The organism is Thalassospira sp. (assembly GCF_002709775.1).
Lineage (GTDB): Bacteria > Pseudomonadota > Alphaproteobacteria > Rhodospirillales > Thalassospiraceae > Thalassospira.
This window is the reverse complement of sequence record NZ_PAQR01000059.1, coordinates 1-22814: the sequence shown is the minus strand read 5'-3', so window position 1 is coordinate 22814 and position 22814 is coordinate 1. Positions and strand designations below refer to the sequence as shown.

Sequence of the window (22814 nt, the reverse complement as noted above, 5' to 3'; positions counted from 1 at the left end):
TCCTCAACCACCAGAACCTGTTTACCTGTCGACATTCACCATCCCTTGCTGCTTGTCAGATCCGCCGGCATATCCGGGGTCTGCGCCTGATGTTGATTTTACCGGGTTGTTTTAGTGGCGCTTTCGGGTCCGGCCCGCCATATATGCAGTATGCATTGTTAAACCTGACCACAGGATCAGCATCTTAAGTTGTATTTTCAAGAACAAACTGTTTTCGCATTGGTCCTTTAACTCCTGACCAACCCGGATTAGGTAGTAGGGGCGATTTGTCTAAAACGTGATGTCGTAAAATCTTGAAAGATGCGCGTCTTCCTGCGATTTTGCGCATCACCAATTGCGCCGCCTGATGCGCTTATATGAATTAAACCGGGTCTTTATCCAGCCCCATAGCCACCAGATCGCGATGTTGTGATCACAAAGACAAGATGCCGATGACCCAAAGCTCCGCCGTGACGGCCCAAAATGACAGCAATATGATCCCGGCGACCGATCTGGTGACGGTTTCCCGCGCTGTGGCAGATTTGCGCCGTGGCGAGATCGTTCTGGTCCAGGGTCACGACAATGGCGAGGCGCACAGCGTTGCCGTGATTGCCGCCGAGCCGCTTTCCCAACATGGTCTGGAACGTCTTTGCGACATCACCGGAAACGAGAAGACCGCGCCGGCAATCGTCCTTCCGCGCGTGCGGGCCAAATCGCTGGGTCAGGCCGCCAAGGATGATCCGTTTGTGGCTTTTGTCTCTGCCACGCCATCCGGTGTTGACGCCGATCGTCTGGGGGAAATTGCCAATCCGTTGCTTGATCTTGATGCGCTTCCCGATGGGGACTGGCGCCAAATCAGCATGGCCGAGCATGCCGCCATCCGTCTGGCAAAGCTTGCGCGGTTGTTGCCCGCGGTTGTGACCGTCCCGGTCAGTGCCGATCAGCTTGAAACCCTTGCCCGGTCGCAGAACTTGCTGGTGTTGCAGTCTGAAAGCATCAATGGCTATGAAAATGCTTCGGCCGCATCCTTGCGCCAGGTCAGCGAAGCGCGCGTACCGCTTGAAGATGCTGAAAATGTCACCGTCATTGCGTTTCGCCCGGAAGATGGCGGGCAGGAACATCTGGCCATCGTGATTGATGAACCGGCCAAGGACAAACCGGTTCTGATCCGCCTGCATTCGGAATGCTTTACCGGTGATCTGATCGGGTCGCTGCGCTGTGACTGCGGTCCGCAGCTGCGTGGTGCGATTTCGGAAATCGCCAAAAGCGGGCAGGGTGGCATTGTGCTTTATCTGCGTCAGGAAGGGCGTGGTATCGGACTTGTTAACAAGCTGCGCGCCTATGCGCTTCAGGATCGCGGGTTTGATACCCTTGATGCCAACGAGGAACTTGGCTTTGACGCCGATGAGCGTGTTTATCGCCCGGCGGCTGAAATGCTGCGTCAGTTGGGCTTTGAAAGCGTGCGCTTGCTAACCAACAATCCGGAAAAGCTCACCGGGCTTGAAAGCTGGGGTGTGACGGTGTCCGAACGTGTGCCGCACAAATTCCCGTCCAATGGTCATAATGAATTTTATCTGCAGACCAAGAAAGAGCGGGCTGGCCACCTGTTCTAAACTGCGTGGGATGGCCTGCAAATAACGGTTTCTTCTGCGCAGGGCGCTCACGTACCGTAAGTACGCTGCGCACCCGTGCTCGCCGAACCCGTCATTTTCGCCACATCCCACACAGTTCAAGCTCTGCCTGATTTAACCGTGCCGATGCTACCCGGCAGAAGATTCCGACGGGCAGATCTGGCGGAAGGCCTTTCCAAGAAAATCGCATTATTTCAATGTTTTAGTGAATGCTAAAACTGGCACTCCTTTTGCAAATTATCAGGCAAGAGGAGGACAGACATGTCGATTGGTGAAAATTGGCGGCAAATTTCGCCCGGTAGCATAACCGGTGGCACAGGGGGCGCAGGCGGGGCAGCAGACAACAAGTTTGCCCAGTCGAATGCGGCTGATGCGCTGTCGGGTAACGGCGAAGGCCGGACATTTTCGCAATACATGTTTGGCGAGGACGGTTTTGAATTCACCGATATCCTCGATGTGATCAATCCCCTGCAGCATATTCCCGGTGTGGGCATGATTTATCGCTCTCTCACCGGCGATGAGATCGGCAATGGCGCGCGCGTTGCGGGCGGTGGCCTGTTTGGCGGGGTGTTTGGCCTTGCCGGGGCAGCAATCGATGCCGTGGTCGATGCGGTTACCGGTGATGATACCGGCAGCCACGTCATGGCCTTTGTCGAAGACAGCTTTGGCGGCAGTGGTATTGATGATGGCACGGCGGTGGCTGATGCGACCGATGCCAGCCAAAACCAGCAAGCCAATGTGGTGCAAAACGGTGCCTATCAGGGTGATCTGGTTCTGCCCTGGATGAGCGGGTATCAGGCCCAACCCGCCAGTGCTGCCGAACAGGCAACCATCGTGCAATCAGCCCCGACCACACCGGTTGATCAGGCCATGCTGGCTTCTGCCAATAGTGCGGGCAGTGTTGGTATTCAGGCTTCAGACCTGAATGTGCCGTGGGCGCAAGGCATGCAGGTGACGCAAGTTGCGGAAGCCAGCCCGACTCCGGCCAATCCGGCCGCGAATAATCAAGCCAATCCGGCAGTTGCCGCATCCCAACCGTCAGCGCAGCCTGCAGCCGAAATGGCATCTGCCGCTACCGCCCAAACATCCGATCCTGCAGAGCTGATGGTCGCCATGGCATCGGCAGGCACGGCAAATCCGGTTTCGACATTCAGCAAAACGGTGGCATCAAGCTCCACGGCAAATGAGCCGGTTCGTCGCCCGGTTACTAGCACCGGTGAAGCGAATACTGTCTGGGCGCGTGCCGCAAGCAGTGGCCGGGTCAGCCGACAGAACAACACATTCGCCATTTCAGCCGAAATGGCAGCCCATGAAGCCAAATATGCCAAGATAAACGCTGTGAAAGCCGAAGCCGCCGCGCGCAAGGCGACTGAAGTCCAGACCACAGGCGCCGATGGCGCGCCGCTTTCGGCGGCTGAAATGGCAGCACGGTTTAATGCTGCCCTTGGCCGCGAAAAGGCCCAGACCATGGCGGCTGACGCCGTTGCCAGCAACAACGCGGTTGCTGATAGTGGCCCGGCCAATACCTATGACGGATATGATGTGGCCAATGCAGATCAGGGCGGCTCAGCCACACCGGCCAGTGCGCCAGCGGCTGACGATCCAGCCAATCATCCGCTTTTGCAGCAGGCATCCAATAACATGAATGGTGATGCGCCGGTCGGGGCATGGTTCAGCCAGACAATGATGGATGGCCTCAAGAAATATCAGGCGATGCAGCAGAACCCGGCACAGCCCGGAAATTCGATCTGACAAGGCCTGTTTCGGTATCAAAACAAAAAAGCCCGCCTGGTTTGAACCGGCGGGCTTTTTGTTATTCAGATTTGCTTGGCGTGATCAGCTGTTGAGGAAGCCGACGATTTCCTTGACCTCTTTGAGGATCGGCTGGGCAATGACATTGGCGCGTTCCGCACCTTTTGCCAGAACAGAATCGATATAGGCCGGATCGGCATTCAGACGTGCCATTTCCTCGGTAATCGGTGCCAAGTTTTCGACAACGACGTCGGTAAGGGCCTGTTTGAAGCCAGAGAACTGCGTACCGCCATGTTCGGCCAGAACATCTGCAACCGTGCTGTTGGTGAGCGCAGCATAGATGGTGATCAGGTTCTTGGCTTCCGGGCGGCCTTCAAGACCGGCGGCCTCACTTGGCAGTGGTTCCGGATCGGTCTTTGCCTTGCGGATCTTTTTGGCCAGCGTGTCGGCATCATCGGTCATGTTGATGCGCGCCATGTCCGACGCATCGGATTTCGACATCTTTTTCGAACCGTCACGCAGCGACATCACACGGGTTGCCGGACCAAGGATCAGCGGTTCTGGCTGCGGGAAGAAGCCTTCGACGCCGTAATCGGTGTTGAATTTCAACGCGATATCACGGGCGAGTTCAAGATGCTGCTTCTGGTCTTCGCCGACCGGCACATGGGTCGCCTTATAAGCCAGAATGTCGGCCGCCATCAGGCTCGGATAAGCGTAAAGACCGAGCGACGCGTTTTCGCGATGCTTGCCCGCCTTTTCCTTGAACTGGGTCATGCGGTTCATCCAGCCGATGCGCGCGACACAGTTAAAGATCCAGGCCAGTTCGGCATGGGCGGAAACCTGGCTTTGGTTAAACAGCACCTGATTTTCCGGATCAATGCCCGAAGCAATCATGCTGGCCGCCAGTTCGCGAATGTTGGAACGCAGTTCCTTGGGGTCTTGCCAGACCGTGATGGCATGCATGTCGACCACGCAGAAGATGCATTCATATTTCTTCTGCAGTTCGACCCAGTTGCGGATCGCGCCAAGATAGTTGCCAAGGGGAAGGTTACCGGTGGGCTGAGCGCCCGAAAACACACGTTCCATAACGTCGTCGTCCATTTCATATTTTGAGTAACGGGACCTGCATACTCCGCCAGGTTTTGGACACCCGCCGGCGGACGAGCATGCAAGTTTCGCGCGCGAGTTAAGCCCCGTGGCCGGGTAAGGTCAAGCTGCTTGTCAGGAAACCGGTCGATTAATTGTAATCAGGCGGGTTTTCCGCGTTTTAAAGTACTTTTGAGCTCGGAAAAGCTGGTCGCACCAAGCAGTTGGGCACTGATGGCATAAACCGCCATGCCACCACCGACACAGATCGCCATGGTGATGATCCGCGTGATCGAAAGCGCATCATTTTGCCAGAAAGCATCAATGGCAAACCAAAGGGCCGATCCCATCAGGGCGGAGGCCAGAAGAATGCGTGGCACGCGCCGGGTCAGGCGGGCATCAAATGTCAGATCGCCGCGCCGGTGCAAGATAATGCCCAGCGACATCGCATTGACCCAGACCGAAACAGAGGTCGCCGCCGCAATACCAAGATGCCCGAACCACGGCATCAAAACGACAATCAGAATGATGTTGAGCACCATGCAGGAAATGCCGATCCGGATCGGTGTTTTGGTGTCTTCGCGCGCAAAGAAGCCCGGTGCCAACACCTTGACCAGAACCGAGGCCGGCAGGCCAAAGGCAAAGACCGTCAGTGCCATGCCGGTCATAAGGGTTTCCTCCGCGCCAAAGGCCCCGCGTTCGAACAGAACGTTGATCACCGGAAGCCCCATGACCCCAAGGGCAACGGCGGCTGGAAGGGTAAGCAGAAGGGCGATTTCAATGCCGCGATTCTGGCTATACATCGCGGTTTTGGCATCATCGCCCTGCAACTGGCGCGAAAGCGTTGGCAACAGGGCCGTACCAATGGCAATGCCAATGACCCCAAGCGGGAGTTGCTGCACACGGTCGGCATAATAAAGCCAGGAAACCGCACCATCGGATACGAGGGAGGCCAGCATGGTGTCGATCAGAAGATTGATCTGATAAACGCCCGCGCCAATCATGCCCGGGATCATGCGTTTGCCCAGAAGCTTGATCCGGTCATCAACGCGCGGCAGCTGCCACTTTATGGCAAAACCAGCCCGTTTGCAGGCAATCACCAGGGCAATGAATTGCGCGATACCGGCAATCGCCACCCCCCATGCAAGCGCGTGGGCGGGTGTTTCGGTCACTGGCGTCAAGCCGAGCAAAGCGGCAATCAGACAGATATTAAGAATGATCGGGGCGGCGGCCGCGGCGGCATAGCGGTGCAGGGTGTTAAGCACACCAGACATCAGAGCGACGGCGGAAATAAATGCCAGATAGGGAAATGTGATGCGCGACAGTTCGACGGCGAGTGCGAACTTTTCAGGGTTTTCGGCAAAGCCCGGCGCAAAGACATACATCGCCCAGGGCATCAGGATTTCAATGATCGCCACCAGAAAACCGGTGATCAGAACCAGCATCGACATGGCGCGCGCCGCAAATTCGCGCGCGACATCCAGACCGCGTTTTTCAATGTCGCCCGCCAGAAGCGGAATGAAGGCCGCGGAAAACGCGCCTTCGCCAAACAGGCGACGAAACAGGTTGGGAAACTTGAACGCGACAAAGAACGCATCGGCCATGCCGCCCGCACCGAGCATCCCGGCAATCAGAATATCGCGGCAGAATCCCAGCAAACGGGACAGCAGGGTAAAACCACTCACCGTGGCAATAGAGCGGACAAGCGACATTCGTTAAGCGTTCCGTATTTAGCTCGCGATTCGACGTCAAACCGGTGGATCAATCTGGCGGTGATGACGTGCGATTGCGGTATTTTCAAGCTTGATGGACAGAAATCTGACAGCCGAAGGTGAAAATAGTCGTAATTTTCGCCGCCAGAAGTGGCGGGATATATCGCATTTTTATGAACTTGATTGAAAAAGATGATTTTTTTGGGGGCCCTGTGACAACCGTCACAGAAAAACAGTTGCGATGGCCCCATATTCTGACTCGCTGAGGGTTCGTTGGGACGCGAGCCTCATATTGGACGGGCGGGGAATTAAGGGATCCACCTCAACCTGCTGCACTCCGAGGATTTCGGCACCGTGAATAACAGGTCGCGCTGCCGTGTTTGGTTTTACCCTTCCTCGTCCGTCACAATTTCCAAAAAAGAATATGAGCAAATACGAGCACTGTACCGGCCATAACGGCCGGGAACAGCCGGATCTGATCCATACCGTGGTGTTACCGATGGTAGCGCATGGGTATTGGATCGATCCGGCTTGTTTGAATTTGGGATTCGACCCTAGTCGTTGCGAATCGCCTGGGTCAGGGTTTCCTTGACCTGCACGAACTTGGTTCGGCTGTCGATCTTGAGCCCGAACACGTCCTTCACGTAAAACACGTCAACCGCGCGCTCGCCAAAGGTGGAAATCCGGGCCGAGGCGATCTGCATGGATAGATCGCGAAGCGCACGCGTGATGTCATAAAGCAGGCCCTGACGGTCACGCGCGGTGATTTCAATCACCGTATGGGTGCGGCTGGCCTTGTTATCGATGATGACGTTCGGTTCGACCTTGAAGACCGCGGTGCGGTGCTTGTTGTCCTTGGTCTGGCGACGCTGGATTTCCTGACTTGGGCGAATTTGCCCGGATATGACCTTTTCCAGGGTTTCGCGCAGGCGTTCGAGCTTGGCGGTGTCGTTAAACGCCTCGCCATTGGTATCCTGGATAAAGAAGGTATCGAGTGCCATACCGTCCGCAAGCGTCAGGATCTTTGCATCGACAACGTTGGCCCCGCACAGCGCCATGGCCCCGGCAATCTGGGAAAACAGGCCGGGATGGTCAGTGCAATGCACGGTGATTTCGGTGGCATCAATGTCGGTATCAATGCGCACATCAACCGTGATGTCGGCCCCGGATTTGCGGGCCTCATGGGTCAGATGGGCGTGATGGACGTGGATGTCGGTATCGAAACTCAGCCAATAGGACGGATAGCCGCGTTCGATAAAGTCCTCGATATCCTGTTCCGGCCAATCCTTGAGTGCTTCGCGAAGGGCAGCCTGTGCATTGGCAACCCGCGAATCGCGGCTATCGGCATTAAGACCGCCTGACAGCATGTCATCGGTGGCGTAATACAGTTCGCGCAGAAGGGTGGCCTTCCAGCCGTTCCAGATGTTCGGGCCGACCGCCCGGATATCGGCAACCGTCAGACACAGCAACAGACGCAAGCGTTCCTGTGATTGCACCAGATCGGCAAAGGAACGAATGGTGCTGGGATCATTAAGATCACGCTTGAACGCGGTCAGGCTCATCCACAGATGGGCTTTGACCAGCCAGGCAACGGTTTCGGTATCGGCCGGCGACAGGCCCAGACGCGGACACAGCTTTTCGGCAACTTCGGCACCGAGTTCCGAATGATCGCCGCCACGTCCCTTGGCAATGTCATGCAGAAGGACCGCGACATAGAGCACACGACGTGAAATCACCTGACCCATGATGCGGGTGGCGACGGGGGCATCTTCGGCCAGTTCGCCGGTTTCGATCTGATTGAGGATGCCGATCGCGCGGATGGTATGCTCGTCCACGGTATAGGTGTGGTACATGTCATACTGCATCTGGGCGACGACACGACCGAAATCGGGGATGAAACGGCCCAGAACGCCGGCCTCGTTCATCTTGCGCAGTGTGACATCCGGACTGTCGCGCTGGGTGAGGATTTCAAGGAAGACCTCGTTGGCGTCTGGATCGTTTTGCAGCTTGTGATCAACGTATTTCAGGCTTTGCGTGATCCAGCGAAGCGTTTCCGGGTGAATGCCGACCCGGTTCTGATGGGCGACCAGAAACAGGCGCAAAATCTTGATCGGGTCGTTTTTGAAAACATCAAGACTTTCGACCGTCAGGCGTTCATTGCGCAGTTCAAACCCGTCAATTTCCTTGGTGCCAAACAGCTTGCCCGGGAAGCGGATCAGCGGGCGACGCTGATGGCTTTCTTCAAGGGCGGCACAGAAGATGCGGGTCAGGCTGCCGACATGCTTCACCATCAGGTAATAGTGCTTCATGAAGCGCTCAACGCCGGATGCGCCGGCATGATCGGTATAGCCAAGGCGGTTTGCGATTTCGCGCTGCATGTCAAAGGTCAGGCGGTCTTCTTCGCGGTCCGAGAGATAATGCAACCAGCACCGCACTGCCCACAGGAAGTTCTGTGCCTTGAGGAAGCCGAGTGCTTCCTTGCGCGTCAGGACCTTGAGATCAACGAGCTCCATCGGTGAATTGACGCGATAAAGGTATTTGCCAATCCAGAACAGGGTGTGGAGATCGCGAAGCCCGCCCTTGCCGTCCTTGACGTTGGGCTCGACGACATAGCGCGAATCGCCCATGCGGGTATGGCGTTCATCACGCTCGCCGAGTTTCTTTTCGATGAACTCGATACCGCTGCCCTTGACCAGTTCGTCCATGAAGCGGGCGCGAAACAGCTTGTAGGTTTCCTCATCGCCCCAGACGAACCGGCTTTCGAGCAGGTTGGTGCGAATGGTGATGTCCTGTTTGCCCATGCGCAGGCAATCTTCGACCGAGCGCGTTGCATGGCCGACCTTAAGCCCGAGATCCCACAGCATATAAAGAATGAATTCAACGACCTGCTCGCCATTGGCGGTCTGTTTGTAGGGAAACAGAAACAGGATATCGACATCCGAATGCGGCGCCATATCGCCACGGCCATAGCCGCCAACAGCCACGACCGACATGCGCTGTTCATTGGTCGGGTTGTGCAGCGGATATTCAAAAGTGGTGGCGAAATCGTGGATCAGACGCACGATCTGGTCCATCAGGAAACTGTTGGAGAAAACCGTGTCCTGCCCGGAATTGCTTTCTTCAAAGCGTGCGCGGATGACGGCACGCCCGGCCTCAAGCACCGATTTCAGCTTGTTGAGAACAGCGGTTCGCTGTTTGAAGCTTTTGAGTTCGGGATCATTTGCGATGGCCTCAAGCTCGGCAAAGACCTTTTTGCGGTCGATGATTTCGCGCTGCTTTTTGATCTTGTAGGTCACGTTGATCTGTTTCCTCGGCCCTGACGTTCGGTCTCTTGACGACAGGGCTTATATAGCAATTTTCTTAACAGTTGCCGCACCATAGCGCCAATTTCGCCGTTCTGCACCCGTCCAGATCACATCAAACCTTTCCGGCATCAATTCGGTACCAGAGTGATATGGGGACAAGCGGGCCGCTTTGCAGGGGATCAGCCCTTTAGCGCCTGAAGACGATAAAGCGCATCAAGGGCTTCGCGCGGGGTCATGTTGTCGGGATCAAGATCGGAAACGGCATCGAGAACCGCCTTTTGATCATCAGACAGGGAAGGGGTGCTTGCGCGTTCTTCCTTGGCGGCCTGCTCGATGGCGACGGCAAATAGCGGCAAGTCATCGGCAAGCTTGGATACCGCACCGCCCTGTTCGCCCTTTTCAAGGGTTTTGAGAACCTGTTCAGCGCGCTTGATCACGGGTTTGGGCAGGCCAGCCAGCTGGGCGACATGAATGCCGTAAGACCGATCCGCGCTGCCAGCCCCGACTTCATGAAGGAAGACGACCTCGCCCTGCCATTCCTTGATCAGCATGGTGTGGCATGACAGGTGTTCGAGCTTGGCCGCAAGGGCCGTCAGTTCGTGATAGTGGGTGGCAAACAGGCCACGGCACTTGTTGATTTCATGGAGGTTTTCAACCACCGCCCAGGCGATTGAGAGGCCATCAAAGGTCGCCGTCCCGCGCCCGATTTCATCAAGAATGACCAGCGAGCGATCAGTTGCCTGATTAAGGATCGAGGCGGTTTCGACCATTTCGACCATGAAGGTCGAACGCCCGCGCGCCAGATCATCGGCCGCGCCAACGCGCGAAAACAGCCGGTCAATCACGCCGATATGGGCCTTGGCCGCCGGGACAAAGGCACCGATCTGGGCCAGAACGGCAATCAGGGCATTCTGGCGCAGGAAGGTCGATTTACCGGCCATGTTCGGACCGGTGATCAGCCACAGGCTTTGTTCATCTTCAAGGCGGCAGTCATTGGCGACAAACGGTGAATCACCATTTTCGCGCAAGGCGGCCTCGACCACCGGATGACGACCCGCCGTGATGTCAAAGGCAAGGCTGTTATCAATGTTCGGGCGAATACAGCCCTGATCGCGCGCCAGTTCCGAAAGGGCGGCTGAGACATCAAGTCCGGCAAGCGCCTGGGCACATTTGGCAATGTCATCGGCCTTGGCCAGAACGGCCGAAACCAGTTCTTCAAACAGCTCCAGCTCAAGGGCGAGCGCCTGATCACCGGCCTTGGATACCTTGCTTTCAAGCTCAGACAGTTCGACGGTGGTAAAGCGCACCGCATTGGCCATGGTCTGGCGGTGGATGAATTCATCCATCTCCATCATCTTGTCGGCGGTCTTGGCCGACACTTCGATGAAATAGCCCAGAACGTTGTTGTGCTTGACCTTGAGATTGGAAATTCCGGTCTGCTCTGTATAGCGGGCCTGCAGATTGGCGATCAGCTTTTTGCTTTCACTTGAAAGCATGCGGAGCTCATCAAGCGGGGGGTGATAACCCCCGGCAATAAAGCCGCCATCGCGTGCGAGAAGCGGCAGGCTTTCGGCAATTGCGCGGCGCAACAGATCAATCAGATCGCCGTGATGACCCATCATGGTCAAATGATCCGAAAGGGCTTCGGGCTGTGCTGTCAGGCCGTCATTGCCGCCATCGGGTTTGTTCAGAAGATTGCCAATCGCAAAGGCGCAGGACAGACCATCGCGCATTGCTGCCAGATCACGCGGACCGCCACGGCCAACCGACAGGCGCGACAGCGCGCGTTCAATATCGGGGCATTCGCCAAGGGCCGCGCGCAGATCAGATCGCAAACCATCGCGATCATGGAAATATTCCACCAGATCAAGGCGCTTGTTAACCTCATCGGCATTGGTCAGCGGCGCGGATAGGCGGGCAGCCAGCAAACGCGCGCCAGCCCCGGTGCGGGTGCGATCAATGACCGAAAGCAACGATCCCTTGCGCTCGCCCGACTGGGTCTGGATGAGTTCGAGTGACCGACGCGTTGCGGCGTCGATTTCCATCGCTGCCCCCTCGGCCACACGGGTCGGTGGGGCGAGGCGGGGCATCTGTCCCTTCTGGGTCAGCTCGACATAATCAATCAGCGCACCGGCAGCCGACAGCTCGGCCACTTCAAAGCCGCCAAAGGCATCAAGGGCCTCGACCTCATAAAGCTTTTTCAGGCGCAGCTGGGCGTTTTCGGCATCAAAGCGTGCGGTCGGCTGCGGGGTAATGATGTTTTTATATTCGGCATAGATGTCGAACACTTCGGATCGGTTCAGCATCTTTTCCGAAAACAGGATTTCACCCGGATCAAGCCGGGCAAGGGCCGCACCGAGGCCTGCCATGTCGGACGGCTGAACAAAGAAATCCCCGGTCGACATATCAAGCCAGGCCAGACCGATCTTGCCACGCACTTCGGAAACGGCGGCCAGATAGTTATGGCGCCGTGCATCAAGCAGGCTGTCTTCGGTCAGTGTACCCGGCGTGATCAGGCGGACGACACCGCGTTTGACCACGGATTTGGCACCACGCTTTTTGGCTTCGGCCGGGTCTTCCATCTGTTCACAGACGGCCACCCGGAAGCCTTTGCGGATCAGGCGCTGCAGATAGGTTTCGTGGCTATGGACGGGAACACCGGCCATGGGAATTTCGTTACCCTGATGCTTGCCGCGTTTTGTCAGGGCAATATCAAGGGCTTCGGCGGCCTTGACCGCGTCGTCAAAGAACAGCTCGTAGAAATCGCCCATCCGATAAAACAGCAGGCAGTCCTGATACTGTTCCTTGATTTCAAGGAACTGCATCATCATCGGCGTCGCGCCATCCCTTGAGAAGGAAGGGGCGGTCGGTGTGGTATCGGAATTATCAGCGATCTGGTTCATGATGACTTGATAGCAAACCCTGAAGGCAAAGACGAGAGTGCGAAATTCGGCTGGTGATAAAACTTGATCTATGCCATTGCAACGCCTGAATTTCTGCGAAATATATAAAGATACAGAGCAACAACCAAACGCCGGCTTCGGCGACAGAATAACAGTGAGCAAGGAGCGTACAAAATGGCAGAAGAACAAACCATCCCGCAGGCCCCGGAACTGGTCGGACTGTTTGATACCAAGGACGGTTTCGATGCGGCCCTGCGTGCGCTTCGCGATGCCGGGTTTGAACGCACCGATCTGTCGGTCCTGAGCTCCCATGAATCCATCGATGTGGCTGGCAAGGATGGCCGTTCCTGGTCGGATGTACTGACCGCACTGGTTGGTGAAACCAAATATGAAGTGCCGCTGGTGGCATCCGGTGCGATTGCCCTGTTTGGTGGCGCGGCTACGGCGGCGGCTGCGATTGCGGTCGGGGCCGGTGTGGGTGCGGTGGCCCTGCGTGAATTTATCGATGAAGTGACCTCCACCCCGCATACCGATGATTTCGCCCGTGCGGTGGATGCCGGTTCGGTCATCCTTTGGGTGCGGATTGATCCGGACCATGAGGGTGCCGAGGGCAAGGCACGCGCCATCCTTGAAAAGCATGGTGCGACCAACATTCACATGCATATGCCGAAATAAGCAGCGCGACCTGCGGAAAGCCAGACTCTGCTTATCGCACTGACGCAAAACCAGCATGACAACAGGATCACGGGGGCATCAGCCCCCGTTTTTCGTATCATGGAAAGTTCATAACCGGGGCTTGAACCCGGCCTTATTTGCGCGGCGCAATAGAAACGCCGATCTGCCGGGCCATTTGCGCGCGTGTGTTTATATCCCTGAAAAATCACGGCTTCTTGCCAGTCCGGATGGCATGGCCGATGGCGCTGGGGTGCCCAAGGTTGAATTGTGGCCCGTGAAACAGGCCGTATCCGATGGGCATGTTGCGACGCAACATACGGAAAACGCTACGTAATTTTGCGGTTGCCGTTAACGTCGCCTTTGACCCGGGGCAAGAAGCCTGATTTATTGGGCGGTCCGACATGACGGTCCCACACCGGAAATTTGTCGATCAGGATAAACTACACTCAAGAAAAACACAGACCGAACAGGTTGCTTTCCATCTCACCACGCAAGCGTCAGTGAAAAAACACAATGTCAGATAAAGAAATCAAGGTTCGTGACCGTGAAGCGCTGCTGTTTCATTCCAGCGGCCGCCCCGGCAAAATCGAAATCACCGCATCCAAACCGCTGACCACTCAGCGCGACCTTTCGCTGGCGTATTCGCCGGGTGTTGCGGTGCCTTGTCTTGAAATCGCCAAGAACCCGGCGACCGCCTATGACTATACCTCCAAGGGCAACATCGTTGCGGTCATTTCCAACGGTACTGCCGTGCTGGGTCTGGGTAATCTTGGTGCGCTGGCCTCCAAGCCGGTGATGGAAGGCAAGGCGGTTCTGTTCAAACGCTTTGCCGATGTTGATGGTCTTGATCTTGAAGTTTCGACCGAAGACGTTGACGAGTTCGTCAATTGCGTGCGCTTCCTGGGTGCATCTTTTGGCGGGATCAACCTTGAAGACATCAAGGCGCCGGAATGCTTCATCATCGAGCAGCGCCTGCGTGAAGTCATGGACATTCCGGTGTTCCATGATGACCAGCATGGCACGGCGATCATTGCGGCATCTGGCCTGATCAATGCGTGTGACCTGACGGGTCGTAAACTTGAAGACATCAAGCTTGTCATCAATGGTGCCGGTGCAGCTGCGATTGCCTGTTGCGAGCTGGTCAAAAGCATGGGTGTCGCCCATGACAACGTGATCATGTGTGACTCGCGCGGTGTGATCTACAAGGGCCGCGAAGACGGCATGAACCAGTGGAAATCGGCCCATGCAGCCGATACTGATGCGCGCTCGCTTGAAGATGCGATGAGTGGTGCGGATGCGTTCTTTGGCCTGTCGGTCAAGGGAGCGGTGACGACCAAGATGGTCAAAAGCATGGCCAAACAGCCGATCATCTTTGCCATGGCCAACCCGGATCCGGAAATTTCCCCGGAAGAGGTTGCATCCATCCGTGATGACGCGATTTGCGCGACCGGGCGTTCGGACTATCCGAACCAGATCAACAACGTGCTTGGCTTCCCTTATATCTTCCGCGGTGCGCTTGATGTTCAGGCATCAACAATCAACGAAGAAATGAAGATTGCCGCGGCCCATGCGGTGGCATCCCTTGCACGTGAAGACGTGCCTGATGAAGTGGCCGCGGCCTATTCCGGGCGTCGTTTGCAATATGGTCCGGAATATATCATCCCGGCCCCGTTTGACCCGCGCCTGATCATGGCCGTGCCGAAGGCGGTTGCGCAGGCCGCGATGGATAGCGGTGTCGCACGTCGTCCGATCATTGACATGGAAGAATATGAAAACCAGCTGCGTGGTCGCCTTGATCCGACGGCGGCACATCTGCAGCTGATTTCCGATTATGTCCGTGCGCATCCGAAACGCATCGCCTTTGCCGAGGGCGAGGAAGAAACTGTCATCCGTGCGGCGGTGGCCTATCGCAACTCGGGCTATGGCACACCGATCCTGATCGGTCGCGAAGACCGCATTGCCGAAAGTGCCAAGAAACTTGGCATCGACAGCCTGGATGGTGTCGAGATCAACAACGCAGCGCTTTCCAAGCACAACAGCGAATATGCCGAGTTCATGTATGAACGCCTGCAGCGCAAAGGCTATTTGTGGCGTGATTGCCAGCGTATGGTGAACCAAAAGCGTAACGTGTTTGCATCCGTCATGGTCGCCAAGGGTCATGCCGATGGCCCGATCACGGGCCTTACCCGGAACTTCAACAGAAGCTTCGCCGATATCGCCAGCGTGATTGACGCCAAAGAGGGCGAAATTCCGATGGGCCTTTCGATTGCGATCGCCAAGGGCCGCACGGTGTTTATTGCCGATACCCGCGTTCACAATGTACCAAATGCCGAAGAACTGGCCGAGATCGCCATTCAGGCGGCCGAGAAAGCCCGCCAGATGGGTCATGAGCCGCGTGTGGCGATGGTTTCGCACTCGACATTCGGCAACCCATACAGCGAGGATACAGACCGTATCCGCGAAGCGGTCGGCATTCTGGAAAAGAGCAATGTCGATTTCGAGTTCGATGGCGATATGGCCGTTGATGTCGCACTCGATACCGAGCTTCTGAAGCTTTATCCGTTCTGCCGCCTGTCGGGCCCGGCCAACGTTCTGGTCATGCCGGCACTTCACGCCGCAACCACAGCATCGAAGCTGCTTGATAAGCTTGGCGGTGGCACGGTGGTTGGTCCGGTGATGATCGGTATGGAAAAACCGGCTCAGATCGCCCAGATGGGCGCGACGGTGAACGATCTGGTCAACCTGGCAGCCCTTGCAGCCCACGAGGCAGAGCACGGCTAAGCCAGTCTGAAACAGACATCAAAAAAGGCGGAGCTGATCAGTCAGTCTCCGCCTTTTTTCTGTTCGGGCTTTATCGGGCTTGGGCCGGCGCGTTATTCGACCGCCTGACCAAAGATGGCAATTGCCGCGCCAAGGGTGGCGAGCAGGGCAAAGAAACCAACCCGGTGCCAGCCATCGCCGCGCCGTTTGGCAATGATGGCAGCAAGGACGGCCTGCAGGCCGTAATAGATGGCAAAGCAGCGCGACGCGTAATTCACAATCGCGAAAATGTCTGCCGCCCATGTCAGGGCAATGCCGACAATACCAAGTGCCAGGTACGCTTGCGGTTCGGAAATGCGGTTGCGCGACAGTTCGGTAAACAGCCCGCCCGATCCGCTGGTATCGGCAATCGCGGCACTGAATTGCGATGCCATGGCTGCCGCCACCAGCATGAAGGGCAGGATCGGGGCGACGATTTCCATCATGTCGATGATGCCGGTTTCCGATGACGACATCTGATCGGGCGCGAAGACATAGGAAATCAGAAGGATGTAAACCAGATAGATCAGGGTCGAAAGCCACTGGGCCAAGCGCATGGATCGGATGCGCGTTTGGGCATCATAGCTTGATCCCAGATAGCGCGATGTCTCAAACCCCTGCACGGTGATCAGAAGACCAAAAGCCATGGTGATCGCCGACCAGCCGGTGATGTTCTGGGCATTGAAGATCAGCTGATCCTTGGCGGCCTGTTCGCCGAAATGGGCAATCAGCCCGACCAGAAGACCGGCAATGATGGCGAGTTTCAAGCCGACCGAAACATATTCAAGCCGCTCAAGGCTTCGAAAACCGCGTGACCAGCCGACAAACACAATGATGACGAAGACCGCCGAGGTCATCAGTTTGGCATCAAGGGCGGAGTTAAACGGCGTCAGGCTGAGCGAAAAGGCACCGAGCAGATTGAGGTAATAGGTGACCGAGACGATATAGGCAAAGGCCAGCGCCCAGGACGACAGGGTTTCGACATTTCGCGCCAGTTTGCCATGGGTGCCGTTAATGATGGCATCTTCGCCAGCGGCGATATTGGTGCGGATCACAGCCCCGTACATATAGGCCACCAGACACAGGGCCAGCATGACCAGCGGTGCATAGCCGCCATAGCCAAGGTTCAGCACCGGGCCGAGCAGCAAAAAGCCACTGCCGATGATCGAGGCCAACGGGGTGACGACAGCACGCCAGGTGGTGGAGCGCGAAACCCGGCGCATGGAGAGCACAAACGCAACGCCGATGGTTGCGATGGCAATGATCAGATCGAATAACACGTGTCTTGCTCGGACTTTCGGAACGCAGCAGCCTGATTTTCAAGGACTGAAAACAGGTTTGCTGTCCATACCATATCGGGTCGTTTGTGTATCAGGTCCATGGCGGGATGCCGCAAATAAATTCAGCCTGCCGTTTTGTCGGCGATGAATGGTAATCTGGATGGCAGAGATGCCCCCTTACCGACGTTGTTGTTGGCAGGATGTGACATCTGACCCGATTTTCGCCACATCACAGCGGCAAAAGTCAGGCAGAACAGACAAAACGTTTAGAAAACAGGAATCGCTCATGGGCCAGTTGACCCGGTTTTTCGCCGTTATCATGTTTTTCCCGCTGCTTGCCGCCTGCGAAGATGAACAGGCCAGTGGACCGACGGCCGATGAAATCACCACCGCCGTGATTGAACGGTTCCGCGATGATCCCTATGCCAAGGTCGGCCATGTTGAAAACGTGACCAAGACCAACAGCATTGCCGAAGAAGACAATGAAGTGACCGTCATGGTGCGCTATGAGCTTGTGTTTGATCGCACGGTCGAGGATTTCGCCGATGACGTGACCGAAAAGGGCAAGGCGGCCGGATCAATGGATGATGTGGGCAGCACGGTGCGTGATGCGCTGGATCTTGTGAAAACCAAGATGCTCACACTCAAGGAAGGCGCCTACAAGGTCGGTGATCGCCGGATGATTGAAGATGAAATTCGCCTGCTCAAATCCGAGAATGGCTGGATTTATCGTGGGCGTTCGTAACGCGTAGCGTGGCCTGATAGTGGCAAAGGAAAAGGGACCCGGTTGGGTCCCTTTTTTCATGACGTCGATCCTGATATGCCGCTTGAGGATTATTCCTCAAGGGCGGCGAGCACTTTTGGCGGTGGGGGTACCTCTCCAACCGCAAAGGTCAGGCCATCAAGTTCATTAAGGCCATTCACGCTCATGATCGCGTGCAGGCTGTCGACATATTCTGCGCCGCGTTCGGAATATTTGGTCAGGGTTTCGGCCAGTTCCCAGCCGCTGATCAGCTGTCCTTCGGCACGCAGGGACGCACGGCGTTCGCGCAATTCCTGATAGGCCGGGTGCGAGTTAATGTTACGCGCATAGGCACGCACACTGTCCATCAGGCTGCCAAATGCCTTGATGACGTGGTTTTTGCCATCTTCGCGATCCTTGGGCACGATGCCCTCGTCATCACCCCAGGCCCACTGCCCAAACAGGGCGTTGCCCTTGCGCACAAAGCGCGACGTGCCCCAACCGCTTTCCTCGGCCGACTGGGCCAGGATGAGCGAGGTCGGGATAACGTCGATACGCTCAAGCAGGGCATTGATGCCACCATCCGTGACGCGATAACGCTTCATCAGCTGGTTGACCCATTGCTGGTCAGACGAGCTTACCGGGGTGCCGGAGATGCCCTTGGCCTGAATGGCCATCAGACGTTCACGGCGTGCCGAGATTTCCTCGTTCACGCGCATCGCCAGCGGCAGCATGATTTTCAGGAAAAGCTGTTTGCGTTCATCAACCGATGCCAGATCGCCAAGACCATCGGGTACGCGCTTGATGTAGACGCGCGGTACTTCGCCAACCTCATTGAGGTGATAGCCGATGCTTTTGAAATACTGGCTGAGTGCGATGACTTCCGGGCCGCGGCGATAGACCGGTTTCTTCTTTTTGACGACAGCCGCGTCCGGGGTGACTTCGGCGGTTTCCGTCTGTAGACCTTCCGGAGTTGGAGAAAGATCAATTCCGGCGAAAAGACCAATATACAGGAAAAAAACGGCCCCGGTAATCGAGGCAAGCGCGGTGTTCCGGTAATTGTTTGATTTTACGCTAGCCATTGTTGAATCTCCAGGATCAGTCGAACTGTCCATCCCAAGTGGAGGTTATCTATGCCTGCCGCAGGCCATAACCGCAACGGGCAATATCTCCGAGAGTTGAAAACGCCAAGAAAACCTTTTCGTTCGGCGCAAATTTTTAACGCCCGGCGCGGGCAAAAGTTCGCGCCGGGCGTCTTTATTTGTTAACGACTCGTAAAAAGGCGTGCGGTCAGTTCACCGGATGGTCTGATGCCATTTCCCGGTGCGGATCAGATGACCTGATCGGACCTAGTCGGCCATGACCGGTTCGACGGCCTGAACTTCGGGTACGTAATAACGCAGCATGTTTTCGATACCCATTTTCAGCGTCGCGGTGCTGCTTGGGCAACCGGCACAGGCGCCGTGCATTTCAAGGAAAACCACGCCGTCTTCGAAACGGTGGAAGACGATATCACCGCCATCCTGCGCAACGGCCGGACGGACACGGGTATCAAGCAGTTCCTTGATCTGGCTGACCAGTTCGTCATCGCCTTCGGCAGCGGTGCTGGCACCGGTGGCGGCATCGGAGTTCTGATCAAGAACCGGCTGGCCCGAGGTGTAATGTTCCATGATCCCGCCAAGAATCTGCGGTTTCAGGGTCTGCCAGTCCTTGGAGTCATCCTTGGTGATGGTGATGAAATCACCGCCGAGGAACACACCGGCAATGCCATCAACTTCAAACAGCTTGCGTGCAAGCGGCGATTTGATGGCTTCGTCACCCTTGACGAAGTTTGCGGTGCCAAGGCGGCCCATGACTTCCTCACCCGGAAGGAATTTGAGTGTCGCCGGATTTGGGGTCGGTTCGGTCTGAATGAACATAGTCGGCTTGTCCTCTCACTCTGACTGTCGGGGCTTATGCTGCCCGCTCAACAGTCGGCATTTCATTTTGTTAGGCCCTAAATGGGGCAAAAAACACAAAAGATCAAGTCGCAGCGCGCAACTCAGGTATTCGATCGGCCGCAAACTGTGATCACATTGACGTCAGCTGCGGCGTTAGCGTTGCAGGATGCTGCTGATTTCGCGCATCTGTGTGCGGGCGCGCAGCAGATAGAAGCCAAGCCCTGCCAGATGGTTGGGGAAAACAATGCCATCGGCCGATCCGTTGACGACCACCATCGGGTCAAGGGCGGCGGCGGCTTGTAGGGATCCGATCATTTCAGCCCAGGCCGGTGCGATCTGGCGCTCATTGATGATCTGTTCGAAATCGGTGCCAAGGTCACGCAGGATCAGGCTATAGGCATAAAGCCGGCCCTTGGTGGCATAGAAAACATCATCGGCCGTGCGATCAAAGATCGACGGGTTTTCGACCTTGTCGTCAATCAGGGCGGAGGCCGAACCAAGATCATTGGCAAAGCGGTTCAGCGTTTCCTGCAGGTTGTCAGCACGGCGTTCAAACACGGCCTCACCATTCATCAGGCGCGCGTTATAGCTTTCAAGGGATCTGATGGCCTGACGGTATTGCTGCTCGGACGTGACACCGGGCAGAAGCGAGACACTGGGATCGAACACCCATTTGTCGCCGCGGAATTTCAAAAGGCCTGCTGCATCATCAAGATCCGGGTCGACCTGGCTTGAGCCACGGGTACGGCCGATCTGATCGGAAAGCTCGATGGCAAAGCGCGACAGGGCGTAAACAATGCCGGTCTGGAAGTTCGGCATGTTATCAAGCGCGCTGCTTGGCAGGAAGAACGGGTCATTGGCCGTCCAGCGGTTCTGGTTGACCTCGCGATCAATCAGGCCGGCGGCTGTATTAACCGCGTGGCTGCCGCCTTTGTAATTGCCGACAAAGTCGGGATTGTCATCAATGCGATGCACAAGCGCCATGCCTGCCGGATAATAGATCACGGCAATCAAAACGATTACAGCAAGACTGCGTGTCCAGAATTTACCCGACCCGAAAATGGCTTTCAGTCGGGACCCAAATCCTGCAACGCCGCCTTTTTTGTAGAGATAATCGTCTTCAATCATGGCCTGTCCTGTGAATTGATCGGGCACGTGCAGTCAGCATTAGAACCTAGGCTGTTGCCATTCAAACGGCAAGTCCATGATTTTACGCATTGATGGTGATGAATGTCTCATAACCCGCCAGTCCAAGGAGCGTTTCCAGATCCTTTTCGGCCAGGGCAACACAGCCTTCGGTGCCGCTATAATCGGGTTTGGCGATATGCATGAAGATCGCCGATCCCTTGCCGGGCACGGGCGGGTCATCATTATGGCCGAGCACAACGATGATGTTATAGACGTCATCGTCGCGATACAGCTTTTCATGGCTGGCATCAAAGGGCAGGCGGACCGGGCAGTTGTAATAAGGGTGCTTGGGATCATCACACCAGCCATCGGAAAACGAGATGGTGGTGACCGGAAGCTTGGTGCGCGGGCAGGGTCTGCGATCAGCGCGATACATCACATAGCGCAACTGCCAGCGACCGGCAGGTGACTTGCCGTCGCCTTCGGTCTTGGTTTCTGTATCGGTGATGCCGTTCTTTCCGAGTGCGCAGCGAAATCCGTGATCACCCACGCGCAAGATCCCGTCGGCCGAGGCAGACAGTTCAACAGTTTGGGACGGGGTGGCTGCAACAGCGTCGCTTTGCATTCTATTCTGGGACCTTATCGGTTTTGATCATGGTGGTGGCAGGCGGATTCAATGTGGCTACATGCCGAAGCTGAAAAACAACAAAGGTAAATTTGTGGCATTTCGGGCAATTCGCCAGTCAGTTCACGTATGGTTGATACGGCAATTCGGGCAGCCTGGTCTTCCGGATAGCCAAATATGCCCGTGGATATGGCAGGAAACGCCACAGATGCCAGTTTGTTCTCCACGGCCAGCAAGATCGATTGGCGATAACAGCTTGCCAAGAGATCTGCTTCACCCTGCGTGCCGCCGTGCCAGACCGGGCCGACCGTGTGAATGACGTATTTCGCCTTTAGTCCGAAACCCGGGGTGATCCGGGCTTCTCCCGTCGGGCAGGGGGCAAGCGGACGACAGGCGGCTTCGAGTTCCGGGCCCGCCGCACGATGAATGGCCCCGCATACACCGCCACCGGGCAGAAGGGCCTCGTTCGCGGCATTGACGATGGCGTCGACCTCAAGTCTCGTGATGTCATCAAGAATGATGTTGATGGTGTGGGTTTTCTCAGGCGCGGTTTTGTGGGTCACGAACGGTATCCTGTAACGTGAATTTTTCCCTCAATACCACCCTGTAAGGGTGGCGCCCCTGCACCAAAGTATTGTTACGCGACCAATAAGTCAAAAAAACAACGCTCCGCCAATGTGACGGAGCGTTGCGTTTGAAATCGATGCCCGTCCGAAGACGGCGGTATGCCTGGCTTATTTGCCGAGGCGGGTCACACCTTCTTCGATCAGTTTGGCAGCCTTTTCTGCGCCTTCCCAACCGGTGACCTTAACCCATTTGCCTTTTTCGAGGTCTTTGTAACGCTCGAAGAAGTGCTGGATCTGATCGCGCAGGATCTGCGGCAGATCTTCGTGGGATTTGATGTCGGTGTAGTACGGGTCGATCTTGTCATGCGGAACGCAGATCAGTTTTTCGTCCTGACCGGCTTCGTCTTCCATGATCAGAACACCAATCGGACGCGCGCGGATGACAGAACCGGCAACGACCGGCTCACGGAACATGACCATGGCATCAACCGGGTCGCCATCTTCGCCGAGCGTGTTCGGGATGAAGCCATAATTGACCGGGTAATACATCGAGGTGTGCAGGAAACGGTCAACAAAGACAGCACCGGAGTCTTTGTCCACTTCGTACTTGACCGGTCCGCCCTGCGGAATTTCGATGACGACGTTTACGTCCCACGGAACATCCTTGCCAACGGCAATCTTGCTGAGATCC

The 22814-nt window shown here is 56.3% G+C and carries 17 protein-coding genes; 6 read left to right on the top strand and 11 right to left on the bottom strand.

Features of this window, described 5'->3' with window-relative positions:
* From CMO10_RS18175 to CMO10_RS18165, 3 genes are all read left to right on the top strand, one after another.
* A partial coding sequence (locus tag CMO10_RS18175; protein ID WP_297024747.1) for a hypothetical protein occupies positions 1–188 on the top strand: 188 nt, incomplete at its 5' end.
* Positions 189–431: 243 nt separating this feature from the next.
* The gene (gene ribA / locus CMO10_RS18170; RefSeq protein ID WP_297024746.1) at positions 432–1592 is read left to right on the top strand and encodes a GTP cyclohydrolase II; all 1161 of its coding nucleotides are present in this window, start codon (positions 432–434) and stop codon (positions 1590–1592) included.
* Positions 1593–1871: 279 nt separating this feature from the next.
* Positions 1872–3362: a hypothetical protein gene (locus tag CMO10_RS18165; RefSeq protein ID WP_297024745.1), complete on the top strand. Its 1491-nt coding sequence runs from the start codon at positions 1872–1874 to the stop codon at positions 3360–3362.
* A gap of 84 nt (positions 3363–3446) precedes the next feature.
* Here CMO10_RS18165 and trpS read toward each other — a convergent pair whose 3' ends face one another.
* The 4 genes from trpS to mutS all read right to left on the bottom strand — a co-directional run bounded on the left by trpS (position 3447) and on the right by mutS (position 12368).
* Positions 3447–4448 carry a tryptophan--tRNA ligase gene (gene trpS / locus CMO10_RS18160; RefSeq protein WP_297024748.1) on the bottom strand — a complete coding sequence of 334 codons (1002 nt, stop codon included), beginning with the start codon at positions 4446–4448 and terminating at the stop codon, positions 3447–3449.
* Between the two features lie 161 nt (positions 4449–4609).
* Entirely contained in the window at positions 4610–6160 is a 1551-nt protein-coding gene (gene murJ, locus CMO10_RS18155) for a murein biosynthesis integral membrane protein MurJ (protein ID WP_297024744.1), read from the bottom strand.
* 554 nt (positions 6161–6714) lie between these two features.
* On the bottom strand, positions 6715–9456 hold the full coding sequence (locus CMO10_RS18150) for a [protein-PII] uridylyltransferase (RefSeq protein ID WP_297024743.1): 2742 nt from the start codon (positions 9454–9456) through the stop codon (positions 6715–6717).
* Positions 9457–9644: 188 nt separating this feature from the next.
* Positions 9645–12368 carry a DNA mismatch repair protein MutS gene (gene mutS, locus CMO10_RS18145; RefSeq protein ID WP_297024742.1) on the bottom strand — a complete coding sequence of 908 codons (2724 nt, stop codon included), beginning with the start codon at positions 12366–12368 and terminating at the stop codon, positions 9645–9647.
* Positions 12369–12542: 174 nt separating this feature from the next.
* Between mutS and CMO10_RS18140 the strand changes: the two genes are divergently transcribed.
* On the top strand, positions 12543–13043 hold the full coding sequence (locus CMO10_RS18140) for a hypothetical protein (protein ID WP_297024741.1): 501 nt from the start codon (positions 12543–12545) through the stop codon (positions 13041–13043).
* A 513-nt stretch (positions 13044–13556) separates the two neighbouring features.
* Positions 13557–15824 carry an NADP-dependent malic enzyme gene (locus CMO10_RS18135; RefSeq protein WP_297024740.1) on the top strand — a complete coding sequence of 756 codons (2268 nt, stop codon included), beginning with the start codon at positions 13557–13559 and terminating at the stop codon, positions 15822–15824.
* A gap of 92 nt (positions 15825–15916) precedes the next feature.
* Here CMO10_RS18135 and CMO10_RS18130 read toward each other — a convergent pair whose 3' ends face one another.
* Entirely contained in the window at positions 15917–17122 is a 1206-nt protein-coding gene (locus CMO10_RS18130; RefSeq protein WP_297024739.1) for an APC family permease, read from the bottom strand.
* Positions 17123–17408: 286 nt separating this feature from the next.
* Here CMO10_RS18130 and CMO10_RS18125 point away from each other — a divergent pair, with 286 nt between their 5' ends.
* A complete protein-coding gene (locus CMO10_RS18125; protein ID WP_297024738.1) occupies positions 17409–17867 on the top strand; it encodes a hypothetical protein in 459 nt (152 codons plus the stop codon).
* Between the two features lie 89 nt (positions 17868–17956).
* Here the strand turns inward: CMO10_RS18125 and CMO10_RS18120 are convergent, their stop codons facing one another.
* From CMO10_RS18120 to ppa, 6 genes are all read right to left on the bottom strand, one after another.
* Positions 17957–18946 carry a glucosaminidase domain-containing protein gene (locus tag CMO10_RS18120; RefSeq protein ID WP_297024737.1) on the bottom strand — a complete coding sequence of 330 codons (990 nt, stop codon included), beginning with the start codon at positions 18944–18946 and terminating at the stop codon, positions 17957–17959.
* Positions 18947–19213: 267 nt separating this feature from the next.
* A complete protein-coding gene (locus CMO10_RS18115; protein ID WP_044829866.1) occupies positions 19214–19783 on the bottom strand; it encodes a NifU family protein in 570 nt (189 codons plus the stop codon).
* 174 nt (positions 19784–19957) lie between these two features.
* On the bottom strand, positions 19958–20932 hold the full coding sequence (locus CMO10_RS18110; RefSeq protein ID WP_297024736.1) for a DUF2333 family protein: 975 nt from the start codon (positions 20930–20932) through the stop codon (positions 19958–19960).
* 82 nt (positions 20933–21014) lie between these two features.
* The gene (locus CMO10_RS18105; protein ID WP_297024735.1) at positions 21015–21557 is read right to left on the bottom strand and encodes a L,D-transpeptidase family protein; all 543 of its coding nucleotides are present in this window, start codon (positions 21555–21557) and stop codon (positions 21015–21017) included.
* A gap of 14 nt (positions 21558–21571) precedes the next feature.
* On the bottom strand, positions 21572–22120 hold the full coding sequence (locus CMO10_RS18100; RefSeq protein ID WP_297024734.1) for an O-acetyl-ADP-ribose deacetylase: 549 nt from the start codon (positions 22118–22120) through the stop codon (positions 21572–21574).
* A gap of 171 nt (positions 22121–22291) precedes the next feature.
* The coding region (gene ppa, locus CMO10_RS18095; protein ID WP_297024733.1) for an inorganic diphosphatase at positions 22292–22814 on the bottom strand (523 nt) is incomplete at its 5' end.